Here is a 22524-nt window from a genome sequence, read left to right as displayed (position 1 = left end):
CAAAAGGACTTACGCGTTCTTCAATCGAATTAAGCGAGCTTTTGTCAAAAGGCTAGAGCGAAAGCTCACTGACGCCACCATTCCTTCCCGACCAGGCGAGCGGCGCATCGAGGAAGGCCTCGACTTCTCCGAGCGTCTTGCCATCGAACAGCTGCTGCTCCTTGGCGACGGCCAGGACATTGCGCCAGGTGGCGATGTGATGCAGCCGGACCTTGCCGTCGGTAAAGCGCTGTTGGCCGAAGATGTCGTAGAAGAACAGCGCGATGCCATGATCGACGATGCCGCCGGCGGCACGGACGGCATCGATGAACTTGAACATGCTGCCGCCGGCCGTCGTCAGGTCCTCGATGACGAGCACGCGCGATCCTTCCACCATATTGCCTTCGATCTGGGCATTGCGGCCATGGCCCTTCGGCTGCTTGCGGACATAGATCATCGGCAGGCCGAGGCGGTCGGCGAGCAGGGCGGCGAAGGGAATGCCGGCGGTCTCGCCGCCGGCGATGCAATCGAACTGCTCGAAACCGGCGTCGCGCAGGAGCGTGCTGGCGGCGAAATCCATGACCGTCGTACGGATGCGCGGATAGGAGAGCAGCTTGCGGCAATCGATATAGACCGGGCTCGCCATGCCGGAGGAGAGCTTGTAAGGCTGAGCGGCATTGAAATGCACCGCCTTGATCTCCCAGAGCATCTTGGCCACCAGTTCGGCCATCAGGGCGCGGTCGGGAAATGTGGTCTGGATCATGCGGCTCTCCTTCGGCTTTGCGTCTCCGGCAATAGCAGCAAGAGCCCTCGGTTTCCAGACGCAAGGCGCGCCTGACTGCAACAGAAGGAACTTCGGCATGCAGATCATCCTCGTCCTTTCCCTGACGGCCGCCGCAATCGGCAGCGGCCTCATCGCCGGCATCTTCTTCGCCTTTTCGGCATTCATCATGACGGCCTTTGCGCGCCTGCCGGCGGAACAGGGCATTGCGGCGATGAACTCGATCAACATCACGATCATCCGCTCGCCGTTCATGGCGCTGTTCGCGCCGACGGCGATCCTCTGCCTCGTCATATCAGTGCTGGCGGTGATCAACTGGCGCGGCGGAGCATCCATGTTGATGCTGGCCGGCGCCGCCCTCTATCTCCTCGCTTCTTTCGTCTCGACCATCATCTTCAATGTGCCGATGAACGATGCGCTGGAGAAGGTGAGCGGCAGCGGGCCGCAAGCGGCCAAGCTCTGGGCGACCTATCTTAGGGACTGGACGTGGTGGAACCATGTCAGGACGATCGCCTCGCTGCTTGCCTCAGTCGCCTTCGTGCGGGCGCTGATGCTGGTTTGAGAAGCAGGCGCCGGCAGCCAAGAGAGCCTCATCCTGAGGGGCCCCAAAGGGGCCTCTAAGGGCGAGGCGGGTGCGCCGGCGTTGGAGGCATGCAGGAGCAGCGTTGCGGCTTGTCTTTCGAGGCTACAGCCTCCGGCTTCCGCACCTCAGGATTAGGGACGTTGGCGGTTGCCGCGGTTTCGCACCCGCCTTCGTCCGTTTATTTACCGGCGTCCCGGCGTCGGAAAATACGCCAGGCCGAGATCATGGCGAGCAGCAGGAACAACCCTGCAAAACCGCCCCACAGGGAGCCGCCTTGCGTCAGGTTGCCACCGTCTGGCGTGAGGCAACTGGATAATGCTTGAGATATGCAATCTCGAAACCTCCAATATCTTTCATAGAACAGCCATCCGAAAAAGATCGACAGAAGCGCTGAAACCAAGACTGAAACATATTTCATTTTGTTCCTGCCCGCCGGCTGGGAGTTATTGTGAGTTGAAAAATCGCCGTCACAAGTGACCTCGGGCGATCAGCCCTTCAGCGCGGGCTCGATATCTTGTTGTAACTGTAGGTTTAGAGCACCCGGATGCAAGCGCCGGCAATCACCATCCTCCTTCCTGTGCCTGTCACAGGAAGGAGGATGGTGATTGCCGGCCTAATGAAGCACCCGTTTTTGTGTGTCTCTGTACGCTGACGGCCGCGTTTGGCGAGAATGCCAACCACACTCTCCGTCATCCCAGGCCCTGAGCCTGGGATCCATGTGACTGCTGCTGATGGATGCGGTGGATGCTCGGCTCAAGGCTGCTCAAGGCCGAGCATGACGGAGGTGGGGTGGGCAGGAGAAACCCATTCACAGCGCATACGCCGTGTCACGAAGCCATCCGCTTAAACTGACTTGGTGGGAGACCGCGCGGACCTTGTCAGTGCTCCGCCTATCTCTGCTCGCAAAAGGCGATGCGGTTGCTGAAGGGGTCGGTGACGGTCATCTCCAGTCCCCAGGGCGCTTCCTCCACGCCGGGTTTCATGTAGCGGTAGTCCTTGCCGGCGAGTTCGGCGTGGTAGGCGCGGACATTGGCCACGCGGACGAAGACCTTGGCGCCGGGGCTGGCGTCGCCGGAATGTTCGCTCAGATGCAGCGCCATGCCGTCACGCGAGACCTGGCAATAGAGCGGGAAGTTTTCGCCGAAGCGGTGCTCCCAATCGAGGTGGAAACCCAGGAAGCCGCAATAGAACTCCATGACTTTCTCGACCGAGAAGATGCGGAAGATCGGCGTCGGCGGCTCTATACCGATAGCCGAAGGCGAGGCCCCGGCCGCCTCGATCTTCGCCGAGAGGATATTCCATTGGTCGAGCCCGAACTGCCGGGCGACGATTTCGAGGGTCTCGCTGTGAGTGAGGGAAATGTCGCGGTCGGCAAGGGCCTGCCGCAAAGTCTTTGCCATGAGCTTGGCATCGCGAAAATCGCGCATGATGTCATCCTTCCGTTGGCGGCAAACAGGAAGATCAGTGCCCGCGTCTGCTGACCCGTTCGCCATCGATCGCCAAACGGCAAGGGATGTGAAGGTTGGTATCGGGATGCATTCACCATAACGCCATTGTCAAAACGTCGGCGTCGCGGGGCGGCTGGCCGCATCCGGCCGAGGCCGATACTAAGAGACGCGCAGTCCGGGATCAAGACGCCGTGCGCGATACCTCGAGGGGCACCGCCTGCAGGTGGCCGGCAAGCTCGACGCGATTGCGGCCGCCGCGTTTAGCGGCGTAAAGCGCCTTGTCGGCGGCGCTCAGCATGGCATCGAAATCGAGCGGCGTCGAGCGGCCGGGCGCCACCCCGACGCTGACCGTGCATTTCAGCACTTCGCCGTCGATCGGAATTTCGCGCGCCTCGAAGGCCCGGCGGATTCGCTCAGCCGTCAGTTCAGCCCGGCCGGGCATGATCTCCTTCAGCACCAGCGCAAATTCTTCGCCGCCGAGCCGGGCGGCGGTGTCGCCGGGGCGGCAATGGGCGGTCAGTTCGTCGGCGAAGACAGTGATCACGCGGTCGCCGGCGGCATGACCGTAACGGTCGTTGACGGATTTGAAATGGTCGATATCGAAGACGATGACGGCGGTGGTCGTTCCCATCGGGCGCGTGCCGTATTCGTCGAAGACGGCGCGTCGGTTGAGCAGCCCGGTCAGCGGATCAGTGATCGCCTCCAGACGATGGCGGGCGGCAAGCCGCCATTGATGCAGCGCCAGCGACAGCGCGCCGATCCCCGTCATGCCGGCGATGCAAATGGCGAGGCTCAGATCCTCGGCCCAGTTGCTAGGCGCCTTGCCGAGCACCAGCTTGCCGTCGGAAACGAGAACCGCGGCGCAGAGCAGGAAGGAGATCGCCGTCAGCGTATAGAGCGCGGCAATACCGAGGAGCGGCGCCGGCGCTTCGGCGCGAGCAAGCCAATATTGCCGGGCGGTGGCGAAGAGCAACAGGGCGATGGCGAGATTGTCGGCAATGAAGGCGAGGCCGTCATAGCCTGACAGCATCGGCAGGATCGAGGCGGCAATCGCCGCCAGAGCCCGGATCGCGATGGCGGCATTCGACACATGGCCAGTGAGGAACTGTTTCCCCGCGCCCCATATCGTGGCAAAGCCGGCATGGAACAGCACGAAGCTGCCAATAGCGAAGAGAGCTTCCGGTCGGTTGACGTAGGCGCTGTAGACAAAAATCCCGCTGACGACGAGGACGAGGCCGATGGTGGCGGTGAGCAGCACGGTTTCGGCCCGTCGCACCAGCCAGCTGCCCATCAAGGTCACGGCAAGACAGGCCGCGGAGACGCCGAGCGCCAGCAAGAGGGAGTTGTAGTCAAGCGTCATGCTTCTTCAGTCTCCGCAGCGGTTGTCGCGCCAGATGATCGGCAGACTGGGGTTCCGCGCGGAGAATGTCTTATGCATCCGTTAACAAATGATGCATCGCACAATGAAAATGTTATGCGCCTAACGCCGGGGCGCTATTTAAAATGAATATTCTATTTAAAATTGAAAATGCCTCACACCACGACCTGCCAATACAAGGGGAACATCGGATCGAAAACCGTCACCGGACCGGCGCCAGTTTCTATCCTTGCGGGAAAAACGATCGGATCGCTCTGCTTCGACAGGGTGATCCGCTCCTCGTTCGGCGACAGGCCGTACCAGGCCGGCCCATTCAGCGAAGCGAAGGCTTCCAACCTGTCGAGAGCGCCCTCCTCTTCGAAGACATGGGCGAGGCAGTTCATTGTATTGATCGAGGTATAGATGCCGGCGCAGCCGCAGGCGCATTCCTTCAGGGGATCGACATGCGGGGCGGAATCGGTGCCGAGGAAGAAGCGGGCGTCGCCGCTGACGGCGGCGGCGCGCAGCGCCAGCCGATGGTTTTCGCGCTTGGCGACCGGCAGGCAGTAATAATGCGGGCGGATGCCGCCGACGAGGATGGCGTTGCGGTTGATGATCAGATGGTGGGTGGTGATCGAGCCGGCGAGATTGCCCTTGGCGGCCTTGATGTAATCGATTCCATCCGATGTCGTCACATGCTCCATCGTCACCTTCAGTTCCGGCAGGCGCCGACGAAGCGGATCGAGCACGGTATCGATGAAGACGGCCTCGCGGTCGAAAATATCGACGTCAGGGGTCGTCACCTCGCCGTGGACGCAAAGCGGCAGGCCGATCTTCGCCATGCGCTCCAGCACCGGCATCGCCTTTTCCATGTCGCGCACGCCACCATGCGAATTGGTGGTGGCGCCGGCCGGATAGAGCTTGACGGCGGTGATGAGGCCGCTTTCCGCACCCGCCTCGACATCGTCAGGGCTGGTGTGCTCGGTGAGATAAAGCGTCATCAGCGGCTGGAAGCGATGGCCGTCCGGCAGGGCCTTGAGGATGCGCTCGCGATAGGTCGCCGCATCTGATGTGGTGACAACAGGCGGCACCAGATTGGGCATGATGATGGCGCGGGCGAAGGTGCGGCTCGTATCGGCGATCACGCCTTCCAGCATGGCGCCGTCGCGCAGATGCAGGTGCCAGTCGTCGGGACGGCGGATGGTGATCGATTGCATGGCAGGCCTCCGAAGCGATGCGTCTGCGGCCTCGATAGCACTAAAGTGCGGCGCATTGAAATCGATTCGTGGGCCGCGGCATTACGTCAGCGCGATCTCCAGCGTCACATCGGCCGCGCGGCGGTTTTCCAGGATCAGCCTTCCGTTCGGCAGGTCGTTGCCGTAGACCTTGGCGCTGGCGGCCTCCTCGTCGAGGTTGTAACCGCGCCAACGCGCCCAGAGCCGCTCCTCCAGCACCTCGATCGGCGGCGCCAGCATGATGGTGAAATCGAAGATGCCGTCGAGTTCGGCCCATTTGCCCTGCGTGAACAGCAGATAATTGCCTTCGACGATGATGAACCGGTCCTTGGGATCGATCGGCCGGGCCGAGGCGATGGCGAGTTCACGCGAGCGGTCGAAGACCGGCACCAGAACCTCCTGGTCGGCCGGCCTGACGGCGCGGACGATATCGAGGAAGCCGCGGACATCGAAGGTTTCCGGAATGCCCTTGCGGGCCAAAAGCCCGCGTTCGATCAGGATGGCATTGTCCATGTGGAAGCCGTCCATCGGCAGGACCGCAGAACTTTCGCCCCTGGCTTTCAGCGCCGCTGCCAGATTGTCGGCCATGGTCGATTTGCCCGAACCCGGCGGCCCGGCAATGCCGATCAGGTAACGTCTGGCATCGCCGGCGCGGCTAAGAACCTCGCCGGCGATTTCGTCGATGCGTGCATTCATGCAGCAACGGGCTCCGTCGGCACCGCCTTGGCGCCGGTCATGAAAGCGACGGCGTCCGACATGGTGTATTCCTTCGGATTGATCACCGTCAGGCGCCGGCCGAGGCGGTGAATATGGATCCGGTCGGCCACTTCGAAGACATGTGGCATGTTGTGCGAGATCAGCACGATCGGCAGACCGCGGGCGCGCACATCGAGGATCAGCTCCAGCACCTTGCGGCTCTCCTTGACGCCGAGAGCCGCGGTCGGTTCATCCATGATGATAACCTTCGAGCCGAAGGCGGCGGCGCGGGCGACGGCGACACCCTGGCGCTGGCCGCCCGACAGCGTCTCCACCGCCTGGTTGATGTTCTGGATGGTCATCAGGCCGAGTTCGGAAAGCTTGTTGCGGGCCAGCTTTTCCATCGCCGGCCGGTCGAGCATGCGGAACATCGAGCCGAGCGGGCCTTTCTTGCGGATCTCGCGGCCGAGGAACATGTTGTCGGCGATCGAGAGCGCCGGCGACAAAGCGAGGTTCTGATAGACGGTCTCGATGCCGGCCTCTCGCGCTTCCATCGGCGAGCGGAAATGCACCTGCCGGCCTTCCAGCGTGATCGCTCCCTCGTCGGGGGTGACAGCGCCGGAGATCGCCTTGATGAGCGAGGACTTGCCGGCGCCGTTATCGCCGATGACGGCAAGGATTTCACCCGGGTAGAGGTCGAAATCGGCATTGTCGAGGGCGGTCACGCGTCCATAGCGCTTGACGAGTCCGCGGGCAGTGAGAATGGGTTCGACAGCCATGATTACACCGAAACCTTTCTGATCCACTGATCGATGGCGACGGCGGCGATGATCAGCACGCCTGTCAGCAGGACTTTCCATTGCGGGTCGGCGCCGAGCATGTTGAGGCCCATCGACACGACGCCGACGATCATGGCGCCGAAGAGGGTGCCGAGAATGGAGCCGCGGCCGCCGAAGAGCGAGATGCCGCCGATCACGGTCGCGGTGATCGCCTGCAGGTTATAATCGGTGACTGCCGAGGACGGCGAGATCGAGCCATTGCGGCCGATCGAAACCCAGGCGGCGAAGGCGGCGATGACGCCCGATATGGTGTAGACGGTGAGCAGCACCTTCTTGGTCTGGATGCCGGAGAGCTTGGCCGCTTCCGGATCGTCGCCTACCGCATAGACATGCCGGCCCCAGGCGGTGTGGTTGAGCACATACCAGAGCAGCAGGACGAGCAGCACCATGGCGATGACGCCGAGGGTAAGCACGGCGGTGCCGAGCCTGAAGCTTGCGGCGAAAAGATGCAGCAGCGGAGCCTGGGCGTCGACATCGGCGTCGCGGATCGTCTCATTGGCGGAATAGATGAAATTCGTCGCCATGACGATGTTCCAGGTGCCGAGCGTGACGATGAAGGGCGGCAGCTTCATGAAGGCGACAAGGAAGCCGTTCAGCAAGCCGCAGAGACCGCCGACAAGCATGCCGGCTGCGACCGCGATAGGCGTCGGTATGCCGTAGGTGATGGCGACATTGCCCATGATAACCGCCGAGATCACCATGATGACGCCGATCGAAAGATCGATGCCGGCCGTCAGGATGACCAGCGTCTGGGCGGCGCCGAGAATGCCGACGATGGCGATCTGCTGCAGGATCAGTGTCAGGGTGTAGGACGAGAAAAACCGTCCGCCGAGCGTTATCCCGAAGATGATGATCGCCAGCACCAGCACGATGAGCGGCACGGCGGCCGGCGTCGAGTGCAGAAAATGCTGCGCACGCTTGATCAGCGGGACGCCCTGGTGCTCGAAGGAGGCGACGTTCTTGTCGCTGCCGTCGAGAACGCGTTCGAATTCCTGTGCTCCGGTCATGGTTCCTCCTCCGCATCCGCGCGCCGAACCCGCGCGGAGGCCGCCACCCATTGTCATCCGTTCGTTGCTTAGCCGGTGGGGTGACGGCACATCGTCCGTCCAAAACGGCCGGGGATCAAGCCCCGGCCACTTTCTCTTTCAATAGATCGGGCTCAGCCCCAGCACTTGTCGGTGCCTTCCTTGGTATCGATCGACTTGACGCCGGGAACCGGCTTGTCGGTGACGAGCGAGACGCCGGTGTCGAAGAAGGACTTGCCTTCCGTCGGCTTCGGCTTCTCACCGCTATCGGCGAACTTCTTGATCGCCTCGATGCCAAGCGACGCCATCAGCAGCGGATATTGCTGCGAGGTGGCGCCGATGACGCCTTCCTTGACCGACTTGACGCCGGGGCAGCCGCCGTCGACCGAGACGATCAGCACGTTCTTTTCCATGCCGACAGCCTTCAGCGCCTGATAGGCACCGACAGCGGCCGGCTCGTTGATCGTGTGGATGACGTTGATGCTAGGATCCTTCTGCAGAAGGTTTTCCATGGCCTTGCGGCCGCCTTCCTCGTTGCCGTTGGTCACGTCATGGCCGACGATGCGCTTGTCGTCTTCGTCGCCGATCTTGTCCGGGTTCTTCGGGTCGATCCCGAAGCCCATCATGAAGCCCTGGTCGCGCAGGACGTCGACCGTCGGCTGCGACGGCGTCAGGTCGAGGAAGCCGACCTTGGCGTCCTTGGCCTTGTCGCCGAGCGTTTCCTTGGCCCACTGGCCGATCAGCTTGCCGGCGAGCAGGTTGTCGGTGGCGAAGGTGGCGTCGGCGGCATCGGCCGGCTCGAGCGGCGTGTCGAGCGCGATGACCAGCACGCCGGCATCACGCGCCTTCTTGACCGAAGAGACGATGCCCTTGGTGTCCGAGGCGGTGAGCAGAATGCCTTTGGCGCCGTCGGCGATGCAGCTTTCGATCGCCGCAACCTGGCTTTCGCTATCACCGTCGACCTTGCCGGCATAGGACTTCAGCGAAACGCCGAGTTCCTTGGCCTTGGCCGTCGCACCTTCCTTCATCTTGACGAAGAAGGGATTGGTGTCGGTCTTGGTGATGAGGCAGGCGGAAACATCAGCCGCCATGGCAGGTGCGGAAAAAGCGACGCCGAGCGCGAGCGCGCCGAAAGCGAGAACTGATTTCTTCATGAACTCCTCCCAGAGTTTGCCGGCGCCGCCCGTGCGGGCCGGAATTTTCGAGATGTGACACTTCGCTTCGGTCGCTTGTCGCTTCCGAAGCCGCCCGTGCCCTTGACGCTGGCAATTAAGAGCGAAAGAAATTGGCTTGTCAATAAATAAATCCAATTGAATTATTAATTCGATGTGGCATGCTCGATTGAATTAGGGCATAGGCCAACAATCGGGAGGAGCGGCCATGTCGTCTTTGGATGGACGGGAACACACACCGGTCCCGCCGCCAATTCTAAATCCGGCCGGAGGTGCGAACCAGGTCAGGGTGCGGGCCTATAATGAACGGCTCGTGCTGTCGCTGGTGCGCCTTTACGGCGCGCTGTCGAAGGCCGACATTGCACGCCGCAGCGGGCTGTCGGCGCAGACGGTGTCGGTCATCATGCGGGTCCTGGAAAAGGAAGGGCTGCTGTCTCGCGGCGCACCGGTGCGCGGCCGCGTCGGCCAACCGTCGATCCCGATGCATCTCAATCCCGACGCGGTCTATTCCTTCGGCCTGAAAATGGGCCGGCGCAGCGCCGATCTGGTGCTGATGGATTTCGTCGGCCGCATCCGCATGCAGTTGCACCGGACCTATGCCTATCCGCTGCCGCACGAAATCCTCGCCTTCGTCACGTCAGGCATTCAGGAGATCGAGAGCCGGCTCGACGACAAGCAGCGCAGCCGTATCGCCGGCCTCGGCATCGCCGCCCCCTTCGAGCTGTGGAACTGGGCCGAAGAAGTCGGAGCGCCGCCCGGCGCCATGGAGGTCTGGCGCGACGTCGACCTGCAGGCCGATATCGCCGCGCGCGTTTCCCACCCGGTTTTCCTGCAGAACGATGCGACCAGCGCCTGCGGCGCCGAGCTCGTCTTCGGCGTCGGCCCCTCCTATCCCGATTTCGTCTATTTCTTCATCGGCTCCTTCATCGGCGGCGGCATCGTGCTGAATTCGGCGATCTTTTCCGGCCGTACCGGCACGGCGGGCGCGATCGGGCCGTTGCCCGTGCGCGACAGGAACGGCGAAACCAAGCAGCTGCTCGAAATCGCCTCGATCTTCGTTTTGGAAAACATGCTGCGCGAGCGCGGCATCGATCCCGAGCCGCTCTGGTATTCCGCCGACGATTGGGTGGATTTCGGCCAGCCGATGGAAATCTGGATTCAGGACACCGCCAAGGCGCTGGCGCAGGCAATCGTTGCGGCCGCCTCGATCGTCGATTTCAGCGCTGCCGTCATCGACGGCGGCTTTCCTCATTGGGTGCGCAGCCGCGTCGTGCAGGCGACGATCGACGAAGCCGCCAAGCTCGACCTGCAGGGCGTCGTCATGCCCGAGATCATCGAGGGCGCGGTCGGCGCGCAGGCGCGCGCCATCGGCGGCGCCAGCCTGCCGATCTTTGCGCGCTACCTCACAGACCAGAACGTACTCTTCAAGGAGATAGACCATGCTGAAGGGACTTGATCCGCTTCTGAGCCCGGAATTGCTTTTCACGCTGCGCGCCATGGGCCACGGCGACGAGATCGCCATTGTCGACGGCAACTATCCCGGCGTCGAACATGCCCGCCGGCTGATCCGGCTCGACGGCCATCATCTCATTCCGGTGCTCAATGCCGTGCTCAGCGTGCTGCCGATCGACGATTTCGTGCCGGAGGCGATCTTCCGCTCGACCGTCAAGGCCGAGCGCGACAAGCTCGATCCCGTGCATGAGGAGATGATCGACTGCTGCGCCCGTCACGAGCCCCATCGGCAGGTGGTGCCGCTCGTCGGCCAGGATTTCTACGGCCGGGTGCGGGCCGCCCATGCGCTGATCCAGACCAGCGAGCCCAGGCTCTATGCCAACATCATCCTGCGCAAGGGCGTGATCTACCCGAAGGAGGGCGGCCAGGCGGCCGAGGTGGATCCGTTCGTCTACTAGAGCATTTCCGGCCGGCCCGATGCCCGCTAAAAGTCTCTGGTTATCACCTTGACGACCCACGCCATCTCCACAGGCTTCTCTAGCCGTTGGATTGTCTTGAACCTCGGGGGAATTCCACCGGAACCGTACCCGGTGACGAAGGCGAAGGAAATGTTCCGTGCCACCAGCCTCTCTGCGATCGGAATAGCCGACTCCCCGTCCAGATTGAGATCGAGCATGGCGAAGTCCAGATGAGCGGTAGCGTCGAGAAGCGCAAGGGCGTCGCCCACGGAAGCGACCGGGCCGACCACCTGGGCACCGGCACGAGCAAGGGAGCGCACAAGTTCGTCGGCGATGAAATAGTCGTCCTCGACCACGAGAATGGCGAGGCTGGCAAGGGAGTTCATCGTCGTCATGTCTTTCATTCCTTTCCCCCATCTATGGCTATGGGGGCCAGAATGGTGCAGCGAACGCCATCTGCGCCTATTTCATAAGTAGTATTCGCCTTGAGCTGATACGGGAGTGCCCGCTCAATCAGTTCGCGACCGTAGCCGGAGCCCCGCGGTGGAGCGTCGTCAGACGGCATGTTTTCAACTCCGGTTTCCACCCACTCCAGAAACAGGGCCGGCGCCCCGCCGCCTTCATTCTTGAGGCGCCACCGGATCGTCAGGCAGCCCCGTGGAGACGCCAGAGCCCCATATTTGACGGCGTTGGTCGCCAGTTCGTGCAGCGCCAGCGCGAATGTTTGAATCGCCCGCGATCGCAGCCGTATTCCGCGCGGTCCATCGAGCATTATTTTTTCTTTACCGCCGACATGAGCGGCCAATTCGGCCTCAAGCAGTTCGTCAAAGGTAACCCGTTGGTCTTCGCCCAGCCGGGAGAGAAGACTCTGCACTCTGGCGACGGCAGCAAGCCTACGACTGAATGCCTCGGCGAAGTCGTCCAGCGTCATACTTGACTCGATCGTCTTCAGCGACAGCGAGCGTATAACGGCAACGATGTTGCGGGTTCGATGCTGGAGCTCCGCCAGCATGACCTCCTGCCTGCCCTGGAGTTCCTTCAGTTGCTGCACATCGGTGCAGGTCCCCAGCCACTCGAATTCCAGGCCGGTTGCCGGAAGCGAGCGGCTGTGGTGCCAGATATATTCACCGTCCGAAGCGCGGCGAATACGATTTTCGCAGTCGAGCCCGCCCTTGGCTTCCGCGTCCCTCCAGGCCGCCATCACAAGGTCGCGGTCTTCGGGATGGATGACGTCCAGCCAGCCCATTCCAGCGCTGTCTTCGTTGCGCTGTCCAGTGAACCTCTCCCATTGCGGGCTTGACCAGATGCGATGGCCGAGCGATCGCGCTCGCCAGACCAGTTGGGGAACGCCTGCTATAAGCGAGCGCTGCAAGGCTTCGCTTTCATAAAGCCGCTGTTCGGTTCGCCGCCGCTCCGTGACGTCCTGGCCGACCTTGAGGAAGCCCCTCACCGAGCCGTCCGGGTTTCGCAGGCAAACGGTCGAGCCGTCGACGAAAACCCGCGAGCCGTCCTTGCGCAAATGCCATCTCACGTCGGGCGCCGAACCCTCGCGTCTGGCCGTCTCGATCTCGTTGCGATCCTCCCCCCGCGTCCGATCTTCAGGCGTAAATAATTCGCTGCACGACATTCCCGCGGCCTCCTCGGCCGTCCACCCGAAGACCTTCTCAGCGCCCTTATGCCAGTCGACGATCCGATCCTGCGCGTCTGCGACAAAAATCGCATAGTCGCGGGCCTTCTCCACGACGATAGAGAAACGTTCCGTTGTCGCCTGAAGGGCCTGGACCTTGTGGAGCCTGTCGATCACGGGTCCGAGGATCGTGGCGTAGGTACGAAGGAATTGAGTGTCTTCTTCCCCGAAATCCCTCGGCTCGACGTCGTCAACCTGCAACAGCCCGTAAGCACGGTTGGCCGGCAAGAAGATCGGCACGTTGGCGAGCGCGGCGACACCGGCCTCTTTCATAAACATGGGAATTCTGAACCGCTCTTCCCTGGTGACGTCCTGAGTGATAACGGGCTCGCCGGTCCGGATCGAATAGGTTTCGGACGAATAGTCGTCCATGTCCAACTCGAGGCCGACGATGTCGGGCTGCCATCCGATGGCCGCTCGCACTCGCAGCTTTTTTCCACCTTCGTGAATTTCCAATACCTTGGAGCGCTGCGTTTCGACCGCATCGCTAACCAGACGGCAGGCCTCGAATAGGATGGCATCCAGATCATCTGAGCGAAGTGCGAATTCCCCGAAGTCGGCGAGGACTTTCTGGCGCTTGAGTAGCTGACCATGATCCAACACTTGCTTCCTCGGACGTGTCATTTCGAATCCTCTCGAACATCCCGCAAGAAGATCAGTTCCCGACAATGCGCGACCGGTGATCGCCGGCATCACGCGTACCTTGGATTGATCTAGCGTTAGTTCGGAATTTAACGAGTCATGGAGGCACCGGCGGGGCTGATGTTGAACGCCAATCAGATGCGGCAGCAGCAGCCACAGACCGGGAACATTCCTGGGATAAGGCGGTTAGTCGGCATCCAACCAGGAGGACCCCAATGTATCACCATGTAAAGAAGCTCATGTATACCGTTCGGGTTGACGAACCTGATCCGAAATTCGGCAATATGCTGCTTGAGCAGTTCGGTGGCGCAAACGGCGAACTTGCCGCCGCCATGCAATACTCTATTCAAGGTTTGAATTGCGAGGATCCCGGACGGAAGGACCTCCTGATGGACATCGGAACCGAAGAACTCAGTCACCTCGAGATCGTCGGGACTCTTGCGAGGATGCACCTCAAGCCGCTGAAGTCCGTCAGAGAAGAGGCGGAAGCCGACCCGCTGATCGCCATTGCAGGCGGCGGTGGGGTGAACCTTTTCAATTCGATGGGAAACCCCTGGACTGCCGATTATCTCAAAATAACGGGTGAATTGGACGTGGATCTGCGAAGCAATATAGCCGCGGAGGCACGTGCCAAGATCGTCTACGAACGCCTGATCGACTTCTGCCGCGATCCGGGGACCAAGGATGCGCTGCAGTTCCTGATGACCAGAGAGATCACCCACATGCGTGCTTTCGCCCTGGCCCTCGAAAGCATGGGCAAGCCGCCGCTGAGCGTCGGCAGGATTGCGCCGACTGCAGGACTGGTCGATCAGTTCTTCAACGATTCCACCGGTGAAGGGGATTTGGGTGAGGTCGACACCCGCGGCCCCTGGAATGAAGGAAAACCGTGGGAGTTTGTCGAGGCGCCGGCCTTCCATGATCTCCCGGGAGTGGAAAACGGGGGAACGGCAATCCACGCTCGAAGCGCCCCTCCGAACGGAGCAGAAGCGATCCAGGAAGTCCTTGTGGATGAGCTCCGTGACCTCCTGCATGCGGAAAAGCAGCTGTTGAAGGCGCTTCCCAAGATGCAGAAAGCCGCCCGCACTCAGCAGCTCCAGACCTTGCTGCGCAACCATCTTGTCGAGACGGAGGGGCAGGTCGAGCGCCTGAACGAATGTCTGCGCATTGTCGGCACGTCGCCTCGCGCCAAACCATGCAAGGGCATGGCCGGCCTGGTAGAGGAAGGCGAGGAGGTGATGGCGGAAGGCAAGAAAAAGGAAGACGCTCCCGCTGATCTGGCTTTGATCGGAGCGGCGTTGCGCGTCGAGCACTACGAGATTGCCGCCTACACCACCGCTCGCAATCTGGCCCTTCAACTTGCGCAGCCGGCGGTCGCTCAACTGCTCACACTGTCGCTGGGCGAAGAGCAGAATGCGGGACAGTTGCTGGATCAGGTTGCCCAACCCCTGATGTCGGCGGCGAGAATGCCAAGTAGCGTCCTGACAGTTTAGCCGACAGGAGCGAGGAACGCGTGATCCGGCTTGACGGCGACGGGCCTGCATAAGCCGAAGTTGCTACAGACGGCACCGCGCCTGTGAGGAGACGTGGTGCCGCCTGCGTGCAGGCGCATCGCCGCCGCAAGAGCTGCCTTTGTTGACCGCCAATATTAATGATATGCATAATCAATAATTCGAGCTATAATGACGGCTGACATCATAGTTTAAAATGGCCGTCGAAAGGATCGTGACGTGCGGATCACGAAGGAAAAGAAGCAGGAAAACTACGACCGGATTATCGCAACGGCGTCAGAGCTGTTTCGCGAGCGCGGTTTCGATGGCGTCGGCGTGGCGGAATTGATGGAGCGCGCAGGGCTCACCCATGGCGGCTTCTACAATCACTTCCGCTCCAAGGAGGAGTTGATCGCGGAATCGACCGAGAACGGTTTGAGCGAGACCTTGCAGCGCTACGCCGGTCACGACGTCCTCGATGTCATGGAGCTTTATCTTGCACGCGAACACCGGGATGGGCGCGGCCAGGGGTGCACGGCCGCGGCACTGAGTTGCGATGCCGCTCGACAGCCTAAGGAAACCAAGGCCGTTTTCGCTGACGGAATAGATAAGCTGGTGCGCGCGGTGGAGGGTGGCATTGCGCAACGTCACGCTTCCGGCGCCGGCGGGCGGGCGCAAGCTATCGCCATCCTCGCTCAAGCGGTTGGCGCAATCGTGCTTTCGAGGGCCTGTCCGGACGATTCCCCGCTGGCGGACGAGCTGCTCGACGCCTGCCGGGCGGATTGCCGCGACGCCATTGAGAATCGGATGCGGGAACGATAAGGGCACGCATAGGCCGGCGCGACCGACCTCAATCAGCGACCTCGATGACCACCTTGCCCTTGGCCCGCCCGGTCTCGACATAGGCCAGCGCATCTCCGGTCTTTTCAAACGGGAACACCTTGTCGACGACCGGCCGGATCACGCCTTGTTCGATCAGGTTGGCAATCTCAACCAGCTGCCGCCCCTCGGCGCGCATGAACAGGAATGAATAAGCGACGCCGAGACGCTTGGCCTTTTTGCGAACGCCGCGGCTGAGCAGCCGCAGCACCAGTTTCAGGAACAGGTTCAGGCCGAGCTCCCTGGCGAATGCAGGATCGGGCGACCGGAAATAGAGATGAGCCGGCCACCCGGCTTCAGCACGCCCAGCGATTTTTCGAGCGTCTTCGGATCCTGGCTGTTCAGCACCAGATCGTAGCCCGACAAGATCTTTTCGAAGTCCTGCGTCTTGTAGTCGATGACCACATCCGCCCCGAGACTTCTCGCCAGCTCGGCATTTTTTGCGCTCGTCGTCGTCGCAACCGTCGCGCCGAGATGTTTGGCGAGCTGAATGGCGAACGTCCCGACACCGCCGGAGCCGGCCTGAATGAAGACCTTCTGGCCGGGCTTTATCTTACCTACCTCGACGAGCGCCTGCCAGGCGGTCAACCCGACGAGCGGGATGGACGCCGCTTGGCTCATGCTGAGGTTGCTCGGCTTCAGCGCCGCATCGGCTTCATCGATGGCAATGAATTCGGCGAATGTCCCGACCCGATGATCGCGAGGCCGTGCATAGACTTCGTCACCCACCTTCAACCGCCTCACCCTGGATCCGACTTTGACAACCGTTCCGGCGAGGTCATGCCCGAGGACGAAGGGCGGACGATAGGGAAGAATAAGCTTGAACTCCCCGTCCCGCACCTTGGAGTCGAGCTGGTTCACGGCGGTGGCCTGAATCCGCACGAGGACGTCATTGTCCAGCAATTCCGGTTCCGGCAGGTTGGCCAGACGCAGAGCGCCTTTCTTCTTGTATTTATCAACGACGAATGCCTGCACGGGGCCTTCTCCTGTTGCGGCGTCAGCCAAAGGCTCAAATCGGCGTGGACCCATGTCGTAGACGACGACCTAGTCCCGTCATGAGATTTTTAATGACGTTTATCATCATAGATGATTAATGATTCTCATCATTAAAGTTGTCAAGCGATTATTTCCGATCCGACGCTTCATCCGATTTGCGGCGAAGCTATCCGTTGTGCGCAGCGAAACCCCGGCACCCCTGGTCAAGGCAACTCACCGTTAACCTTCGACGCTCACAATAGTCTTTCGAACTTGACTGCGCGCTTGACCGCGACCGCAAGCCGGCCTTTCAATTCCGCCCGAATGATTTGTGGCGGTCTCGATACCGCAAGGACGATGCGGTCCTGCGAACTGGCCATGATGGCTCTTTACAAAACAGGAGCCCGTTCATATGCCTCGCATCCAATCGAGCAGACCCCAGATGGAGATATTGGGCTGGCTCTCGATCTTCCTGCTTCTTTTCTGCCTGTCCTGGTTCTTCGATTGGCACGAGAGGCTGGATGGGTTCATCGAACGGTATCACGGCTATCCCCTGGACCATGCGCTGCTTGCCTTGAATGTCTCCGGGTTTTTGGGAGTCGTCTATTCCGCGCTGAGGATCCGGGATCTCTCGAGGGAGGTTCATCGCAGGCTGCAGGCCGAAAAACATGTCGACTGGATTGCCTGTCATGACACGTTGACCGAGCTGCCGAACCGCAGATTTCTGGAGTCCGTATGCGCGCAGGCGATGATCGATCAAAGGGCAGAAGAAACCTATGCCGTGTTCAGCATCGATCTCGACGGCTTCAAGAAGGTCAACGATCTCCTCGGCCACGATCACGGTGATGCGGTGCTGAAGACCGTTGCTCAGCGGCTCTCCTCGCTCTTTCCCCGTGAGCACGTTTTCCGCCTCGGCGGAGACGAGTTTGTGGTCCTGGCGCGCCGCAGCGGACATCCCGATCTCGTCGCTTTGGGGAACCGCATCGTCAGCGCCATCGGCAAGCCGTTCACATTCAATGGTGTCGCCGTCGACCTCGGCGCCAGTGTCGGCTTCGCAGTTTATCCCGAGGACGGCGATGAGCTCGGTCAGGTCATCCGGCATTCTGATTGCGCGATGTATGTCGCCAAAAAGCAGGGCCGCAATCTGGTGAAGCCCTTCGTGCCTTCGATGCAAGACGAGCTGGCGAAGCGGGTCAGGATAGAAGGCGATCTGCGCGCGGCCATCCGGAAGGGCGAGATCGTTCCCTATTATCAGCCGCTCGTGGATCTGAAGGCAAACAAGATCATCGGCTTTGAGGCGCTGGCGCGCTGGAAAACGGCGTCCGGCGAATTCATCCCGCCGAGCGAATTCATTCCAGTGGCGGAGGAAGCCGGCCTGATCGTCGAATTGACGGACCAGCTGCTTCGCAGCGCCTGCACCGATGCGCTTTCCTGGCCAAGCGAGCTTGTCCTGTCCTTCAATCTTTCTCCGATCCAGCTGAGCGACCGGTTGCTGGGCCTTAGAATTCTCAAGATATTGGGCGATGTCGGCCTGCCCGCGCACCGGGTCGAGCTTGAGGTGACGGAGAGCGCCATCATCCAGGACGCGGTCACGGCAAGGATTGTCCTCGACGATCTGGTGAATGCGGGGGTCAGGATTGCTCTCGACGATTTCGGAACGGGCTTTTCCAGCCTCTCGCAGCTGTCCAGCTACCCGTTCGACAAGATCAAGATCGACAGGAGTTTCGTCGCTTCGTTCGAGACCAATGACAAGCAGGACAAGGTGATCAAGGCCATCGTCGCTCTCGGCACCGGACTGGGCGTGAGGATAACGGCCGAAGGCATCGAAGAGGAGAGCCAACTTCAGCGGCTTCAGGATCTCGGCTGTGACTTCGGCCAGGGATATCTGCTGGGCAGACCTGCGCCGATTGAGGAGATCACCGCACATCAGGTCGACAGCAGGATTCTGCAGCGTCTTTGACGAAACCATGCGTTCGCCTGACGAGGGCAGGAGCGACAATCGATGCCCCTCGCCCGGTAGGGATCAACCGTCGATTTCGACTTCCGCTTCGCAGTTTACCGGCGCATTCAACGGGATGGCCATGCCGATGGACGAGCGTGCGTGGGCGCCGGCGTCGGGACCGTAGAGTTCCAGTATCAGATCGGAATAGCCGTTTGTGACCAGCGGCGTCTCATTGAAATCAGGCGCAACATTCACCATGGCGAAAACGCGCAGCCACGCCGTCACCCGATCGAGGTCTCCGACGGCGCGTTTGAGGCTGGCGAGATGGGCCAAGGCGACGAGCCGCGCCGATGCGTAACCCTGCTCCGGCGAAACTTCGGCTCCGACCTTGCCCAGCGGTTTTGCCAAAGTCCCATCCGGGTTGCAGGCGACATGACCCGAAATATAAGCGCGGGTGCCGCGCACCCGAACCCAGGCAAAGGGCAATTTCAGGCCGTCGCGAACCTTCAAAGGTTCGGGCAATTGCAGACCCATTTCGACCAGACGTTGTTCGATGATGGCCATGATGCACCTCCCATGTGATTAGATCGCGCCAAAGCGGCCAGTGGTTTTGCGATGGCGATATGCGAAAAACCGGGGCTTTAGGGCGTGGCGGCCAAATCCAAGGATCGCGACCCGCTTAGGGCACGATGCCGTCAAGCTCCGGCATGAGAATGACGCTCTCGTTCGCCGCGGGATCGTTGCGGGCACCGAGGAATTCGGCGTCTTCCGTGCTGCGATTGACGGCCACGTGCGGAACACCGGCCGGAATGAACAGGTAGTCGCCGGGGCGTACCGTTTCGCAGCGTTCGAGCTTCGGCCCCGACCAGATCTCGATCTCCTGGCCTGCGGTCATGAGAAGGGCGGTCTCGTGTCCCTCATGGCGATGGGCGCTGGTTCGCCTGCCTGCGGGCAGCGAAATCCTCCCGAGCCAAAGCATGGTCGATCCGACGCTCTCAGCCGAGACGCCCGATCGGTAGACAGATCCCTGCTTGGCAATATGGCTGTCGCCGCCGCTGATGACTTTTGCGGTTACTGCAGAAGGATTTTTCGGCTGGGCTGCTTCGTTCTTCATGGCTCTCACCATTTTCGTGGCGGCGATGAAACAGACTCTGCGCGCTCAGCCGGCGCAAGTCCTGAAGCGATGCCGAAAAATTCCGAAAAGCTGCGAAATCGGCGTATCATAGCCGGCCATGAACACCCAGCACCTTGCATTCGGCCATTTCGAGTTCATTGCCGAGAACGGATGCTTGCTTCGTGACGATCGGCCTGTCGCCATCGGCGCCCGCGGCGCTTCGCTGCTTGCCGTTCTGCTTGCGGCACAAGGGGGCGTCGTCGCCAAATCGGCTCTGATGGATGCCGTCTGGCCGGGATTGGCCGTCGAGGAAAGCAATCTTTCCGTTCAGATTGCCGCGCTTCGCAAGCTGCTCGGCCCCGCATCGGACGGCGGCGAATGGATCGTCACCGTCCCACGGCTCGGCTACAGGTTTTCCGGCCGGGTGGAGACCGCAAGCGACGGAGCCGATAGCGGGTGGCATGCGCAAGCCGAACCCAACCCCGGGATTGCAGTCCTGCCGTTTGAAAATCTGGGCGGCGATGCTGAGAAACAATATCTGGCCGACGGTATCGCCGACGACCTGATCATCGCGCTCACCCGGTTTAGATGGCTGCGCGTCGCGTCACGCGGAGCGAGTTTCGCAAGATGGAATGGCTCCAGGGATCCGCGCACCGTCGGGCTCGAACTCGGTATCAATTTTCTGGTGGATGGGGCGATCCGGTACACCGGCGATCGGATCCGGATATCGGTGCACCTCGCCGACGCGGCCAAGGGCGCGACGGTCTGGTCCGAGCATTACGACCTTCAGCTGGCCGAGATATTTGCGGTACAAGACGCCATCGCCGAGCGGATCGCCGCGGCGGTCGAACCGGAGCTGCTGTTGCGCCACGGGCTTGCGGTCGCTCCCCACACCGGCAACATCACGGCCTGGGACCTTGTCCGCCAAGGCACATTCAATTTCCACAAGGTCTCACAGCCAACCCACCTTCTGGCAAGACGATTTTTCCGCGAGGCCGCCGAGCTCGACCCCATGCTTCCGGAGGCGCAGATCTGGCGGGCGCGGGTCAATGCCGGCCTCATCGCCTACGGCTGGACGGACGATCCCGCCGCGGATGGCCAGGAAGGGTTAACTGCCGCCCTGCGGGCGATCTATCTCGACGCGCGAAACCCCTACTCACATTATGCGCTGGCGATCGTGTCGGCCTATACGGGTCGAGCCGACCAGGCGATCCTCGCCGCGGAACGGTCGATCGAGCTCGGCTCGAGCTTCGCCCTCGGGCATCTCGTCCTCGGCATGGCCCGGCTCTTTTCCGGTGATGCGGCCGGCGCACGCAAGCCTTTGTCTCGCGGCCTCGAACTCAATCCGCATGATCCGCAGAATGGGGTCTGGTTCAGCCTGCTGATGCTCGCGCGGCTCTTTTCGGACGATGTCGAGGGCGCGCTCGCGGTGGGACATACGGCCCTAAAGGCGCGGCCCGACTGGCCGGCGCTCATGCGCCTCCAGGCCTGCTGCCATATGGCCACGGGACATTTTGAGCAGGCTCGCCGCTTTGCCGCTGCCGCCAAAGGCATTCCCGAACCTGCCGGCGATGCGCTTGGACCGTTCCGGGATGGCAACCAGCCGTGGGCGACCCGCCTCAGCGGGCTGTTGCAAGAAGCGGAACGTTAAAGGCCCTTTTGCGAGCAAGTCGCAGGCAAGGTCATTACGCTCCGGCAGGCGGCAGAGCAATTCAAATCTCCCCCGCCGACGGCCCCCAGACATCCGTCAGTGCGAAGCCTGAGGGATGCGGGTCGAAGGGGTCGAGGGCCACCTGGGTGAGGCCGAAGGTGAAGCCGCGGCCGGTGATGGTGGGGATGACGGCTTGGCGGCCGGCGACCTCGGTCACCGCCTGCAGGCCGACCTCGAACTCGGAGCCGATGATCGATTTCGAGGTGAAGACGTCGCCGGCCTTCGCCCTGCCGCGGGCATGGAGCGCGGCGAGATTGGCGGAATTGCCGGTGCCGCAGGGCGAGCGGTCGGCCCGTCCCGGCCACATGGTGGTGCAGGTGCGCACCGTGCCGTCGGCCTCGGTATCGCGGAACATCACATAGGCGACGCCTGAAATTGCCGGGATTTGGGGATGGACGACCTTGATGTCGCGGTTGATCAGCTCCTTGAGGATCATGCCGGCCTGGACGAGGCCGGCGGCATTGGCCTTCTCGATCGTGAGATTGATCTGGCCGACATCGACCAGCGCATAAAAGATGCCGCCATAGCAGAGATCGGCTTTGATCCTGCCCCAATGCGGCGTGTCGATCTCGACGTCGAGCTCATGCACGAAGGACGGCACCATGGTGAGCTTGACCTTTTCGCAGCGCCCGTCGCGGCAGGTCGCCGTCGCCTTGACGAGGCCGGCGGCGGTTTCCAGCGTCACGATGGTCTCCGGCTCCTGCATCTCGACGATGCCGGCTTCGAGCAGCGCCGTCGTCACGCAGATCGAGTTCGAGCCGGAGCTCGCATGCGCCTGGTCGGGCTGCAGGATGATGAAGGCGGCGTCCGCTTCCGGATGACGCGCCGGCAGCAGCAGGTTGACTGAGCCGATCGGGGCGCCGCGCGGCTCGAGGCAGAGGAAGCGGCGAAGCTCGTCGCCCTTCGGATCGGTGTTCAGCCAATGCAGTTGGGCGGCGATGGTATCGCCGGGGATCTTCGGCACGCCGCCGATCGCGACACGGCCGATCTCGCCTTCGGCATGGACGTCCAGCAACTGGATCGTGCGCTTCCATCTCATATCGAAAACTCCGGTTCTGAGGT

The 22524-nt window shown here is 61.7% G+C and carries 21 protein-coding genes and 1 pseudogene; 7 read left to right on the top strand and 15 right to left on the bottom strand.

All coding sequences use genetic code 11. The features are described from left to right. Nucleotides 1–52 precede the first annotated feature (52 nt). The gene (locus C4N04_RS22610; protein WP_106797109.1) at nt 53–742 is read right to left on the bottom strand and encodes an orotate phosphoribosyltransferase; all 690 of its coding nucleotides are present in this window, start codon (nt 740–742) and stop codon (nt 53–55) included. Between the two features lie 97 nt (nt 743–839). On the opposite strand from C4N04_RS22610, the gene C4N04_RS22605 reads away from it, so the two are divergent. Further along, nucleotides 840–1322, top strand: a complete 483-nt coding sequence (locus C4N04_RS22605; protein ID WP_106797068.1) for an anthrone oxygenase family protein — start codon at nt 840–842, stop codon at nt 1320–1322. A 199-nt stretch (nt 1323–1521) separates the two neighbouring features. Here the strand turns inward: C4N04_RS22605 and C4N04_RS22600 are convergent, their stop codons facing one another. The 8 genes from C4N04_RS22600 to C4N04_RS22565 all read right to left on the bottom strand — a co-directional run bounded on the left by C4N04_RS22600 (nt 1522) and on the right by C4N04_RS22565 (nt 9097). Further along, nucleotides 1522–1761: a hypothetical protein gene (locus tag C4N04_RS22600; protein WP_077991147.1), complete on the bottom strand. Its 240-nt coding sequence runs from the start codon at nt 1759–1761 to the stop codon at nt 1522–1524. A 472-nt stretch (nt 1762–2233) separates the two neighbouring features. Next, nucleotides 2234–2770, bottom strand: coding sequence for a glyoxalase superfamily protein (locus tag C4N04_RS22595; protein WP_106797067.1), 537 nt, complete (start codon nt 2768–2770; stop codon nt 2234–2236). Between the two features lie 202 nt (nt 2771–2972). Beyond that, nucleotides 2973–4151: a GGDEF domain-containing protein gene (locus C4N04_RS22590; protein ID WP_106797066.1), complete on the bottom strand. Its 1179-nt coding sequence runs from the start codon at nt 4149–4151 to the stop codon at nt 2973–2975. A 173-nt stretch (nt 4152–4324) separates the two neighbouring features. Then, on the bottom strand, nt 4325–5365 hold the full coding sequence (gene pyrC / locus C4N04_RS22585) for a dihydroorotase (protein WP_106797065.1): 1041 nt from the start codon (nt 5363–5365) through the stop codon (nt 4325–4327). 81 nt (nt 5366–5446) lie between these two features. Next, nucleotides 5447–6079 (bottom strand): nucleoside triphosphate hydrolase, encoded by a 633-nt coding sequence (locus C4N04_RS22580; RefSeq protein WP_106797064.1) that lies wholly within the window; start codon nt 6077–6079, stop codon nt 5447–5449. Then, a complete protein-coding gene (locus C4N04_RS22575) occupies nt 6076–6858 on the bottom strand; it encodes an ATP-binding cassette domain-containing protein (RefSeq protein ID WP_106797063.1) in 783 nt (260 codons plus the stop codon). Before C4N04_RS22575 ends, C4N04_RS22580 begins: the two co-directional genes overlap by 4 nt. Before the next feature lie 2 nt (nt 6859–6860). Then, complete coding sequence (locus C4N04_RS22570; RefSeq protein WP_096762966.1) at nt 6861–7925, bottom strand: ABC transporter permease; 1065 nt, start codon at nt 7923–7925, stop codon at nt 6861–6863. A 152-nt stretch (nt 7926–8077) separates the two neighbouring features. Beyond that, nucleotides 8078–9097 carry a sugar ABC transporter substrate-binding protein gene (locus tag C4N04_RS22565; protein WP_106797062.1) on the bottom strand — a complete coding sequence of 340 codons (1020 nt, stop codon included), beginning with the start codon at nt 9095–9097 and terminating at the stop codon, nt 8078–8080. A 226-nt stretch (nt 9098–9323) separates the two neighbouring features. Here C4N04_RS22565 and C4N04_RS22560 point away from each other — a divergent pair, with 226 nt between their 5' ends. Beyond that, nucleotides 9324–10571, top strand: coding sequence for an ROK family transcriptional regulator (locus C4N04_RS22560; RefSeq protein WP_038686605.1), 1248 nt, complete (start codon nt 9324–9326; stop codon nt 10569–10571). Beyond that, nucleotides 10555–11025, top strand: a complete 471-nt coding sequence (locus C4N04_RS22555; protein ID WP_096763098.1) for an RbsD/FucU domain-containing protein — start codon at nt 10555–10557, stop codon at nt 11023–11025. Before C4N04_RS22560 ends, C4N04_RS22555 begins: the two co-directional genes overlap by 17 nt. Nucleotides 11026–11051: 26 nt before the next feature. On the opposite strand, the gene C4N04_RS22550 is transcribed toward C4N04_RS22555, so the two are convergent. Next, nucleotides 11052–11429 carry a response regulator gene (locus C4N04_RS22550; protein ID WP_245425651.1) on the bottom strand — a complete coding sequence of 126 codons (378 nt, stop codon included), beginning with the start codon at nt 11427–11429 and terminating at the stop codon, nt 11052–11054. Beyond that, nucleotides 11426–13315 (bottom strand): PAS domain S-box protein, encoded by a 1890-nt coding sequence (locus C4N04_RS22545; protein ID WP_183599094.1) that lies wholly within the window; start codon nt 13313–13315, stop codon nt 11426–11428. The genes C4N04_RS22550 and C4N04_RS22545 overlap by 4 nt, the downstream gene beginning before the upstream one ends. A 254-nt stretch (nt 13316–13569) precedes the next feature. Here C4N04_RS22545 and C4N04_RS22540 point away from each other — a divergent pair, with 254 nt between their 5' ends. Beyond that, nucleotides 13570–14844 (top strand): DUF892 family protein, encoded by a 1275-nt coding sequence (locus C4N04_RS22540; RefSeq protein ID WP_038686601.1) that lies wholly within the window; start codon nt 13570–13572, stop codon nt 14842–14844. Nucleotides 14845–15081: 237 nt separating this feature from the next. After that, nucleotides 15082–15663 (top strand): TetR/AcrR family transcriptional regulator, encoded by a 582-nt coding sequence (locus tag C4N04_RS22535; protein ID WP_106797061.1) that lies wholly within the window; start codon nt 15082–15084, stop codon nt 15661–15663. 28 nt (nt 15664–15691) lie between these two features. On the opposite strand, the pseudogene C4N04_RS22530 reads toward C4N04_RS22535, so the two are convergent. Then, nucleotides 15692–16695: pseudogene (locus tag C4N04_RS22530) on the bottom strand (NADP-dependent oxidoreductase). Nucleotides 16696–17107: 412 nt separating this feature from the next. Between C4N04_RS22530 and C4N04_RS22525 the strand changes: the two are divergent. Then, nucleotides 17108–18655 (top strand): EAL domain-containing protein, encoded by a 1548-nt coding sequence (locus C4N04_RS22525; protein ID WP_106797060.1) that lies wholly within the window; start codon nt 17108–17110, stop codon nt 18653–18655. Nucleotides 18656–18718: 63 nt separating this feature from the next. On the opposite strand, the gene C4N04_RS22520 is transcribed toward C4N04_RS22525, so the two are convergent. Both C4N04_RS22520 and C4N04_RS22515 read right to left on the bottom strand, forming a co-directional pair. Continuing rightward, nucleotides 18719–19201: a RidA family protein gene (locus tag C4N04_RS22520; RefSeq protein ID WP_106797059.1), complete on the bottom strand. Its 483-nt coding sequence runs from the start codon at nt 19199–19201 to the stop codon at nt 18719–18721. 115 nt (nt 19202–19316) lie between these two features. After that, on the bottom strand, nt 19317–19751 hold the full coding sequence (locus C4N04_RS22515) for a cupin domain-containing protein (RefSeq protein WP_106797058.1): 435 nt from the start codon (nt 19749–19751) through the stop codon (nt 19317–19319). A gap of 118 nt (nt 19752–19869) precedes the next feature. Between C4N04_RS22515 and C4N04_RS22510 the strand changes: the two genes are divergently transcribed. Continuing rightward, nucleotides 19870–21402 (top strand): winged helix-turn-helix domain-containing protein, encoded by a 1533-nt coding sequence (locus C4N04_RS22510; RefSeq protein ID WP_106797057.1) that lies wholly within the window; start codon nt 19870–19872, stop codon nt 21400–21402. Between the two features lie 61 nt (nt 21403–21463). Here C4N04_RS22510 and C4N04_RS22505 read toward each other — a convergent pair whose 3' ends face one another. Further along, nucleotides 21464–22501, bottom strand: a complete 1038-nt coding sequence (locus C4N04_RS22505; RefSeq protein WP_096762971.1) for a proline racemase family protein — start codon at nt 22499–22501, stop codon at nt 21464–21466. Nucleotides 22502–22524 lie beyond the last annotated feature (23 nt).

The organism is Rhizobium sp. H4 (genome assembly GCF_003013335.1).
GTDB lineage: Bacteria > Pseudomonadota > Alphaproteobacteria > Rhizobiales > Rhizobiaceae > Rhizobium > Rhizobium sophoriradicis.
The sequence above is the reverse complement of the archived record's forward strand: the minus strand, read 5'-3'. Positions and strand labels throughout refer to the sequence as shown.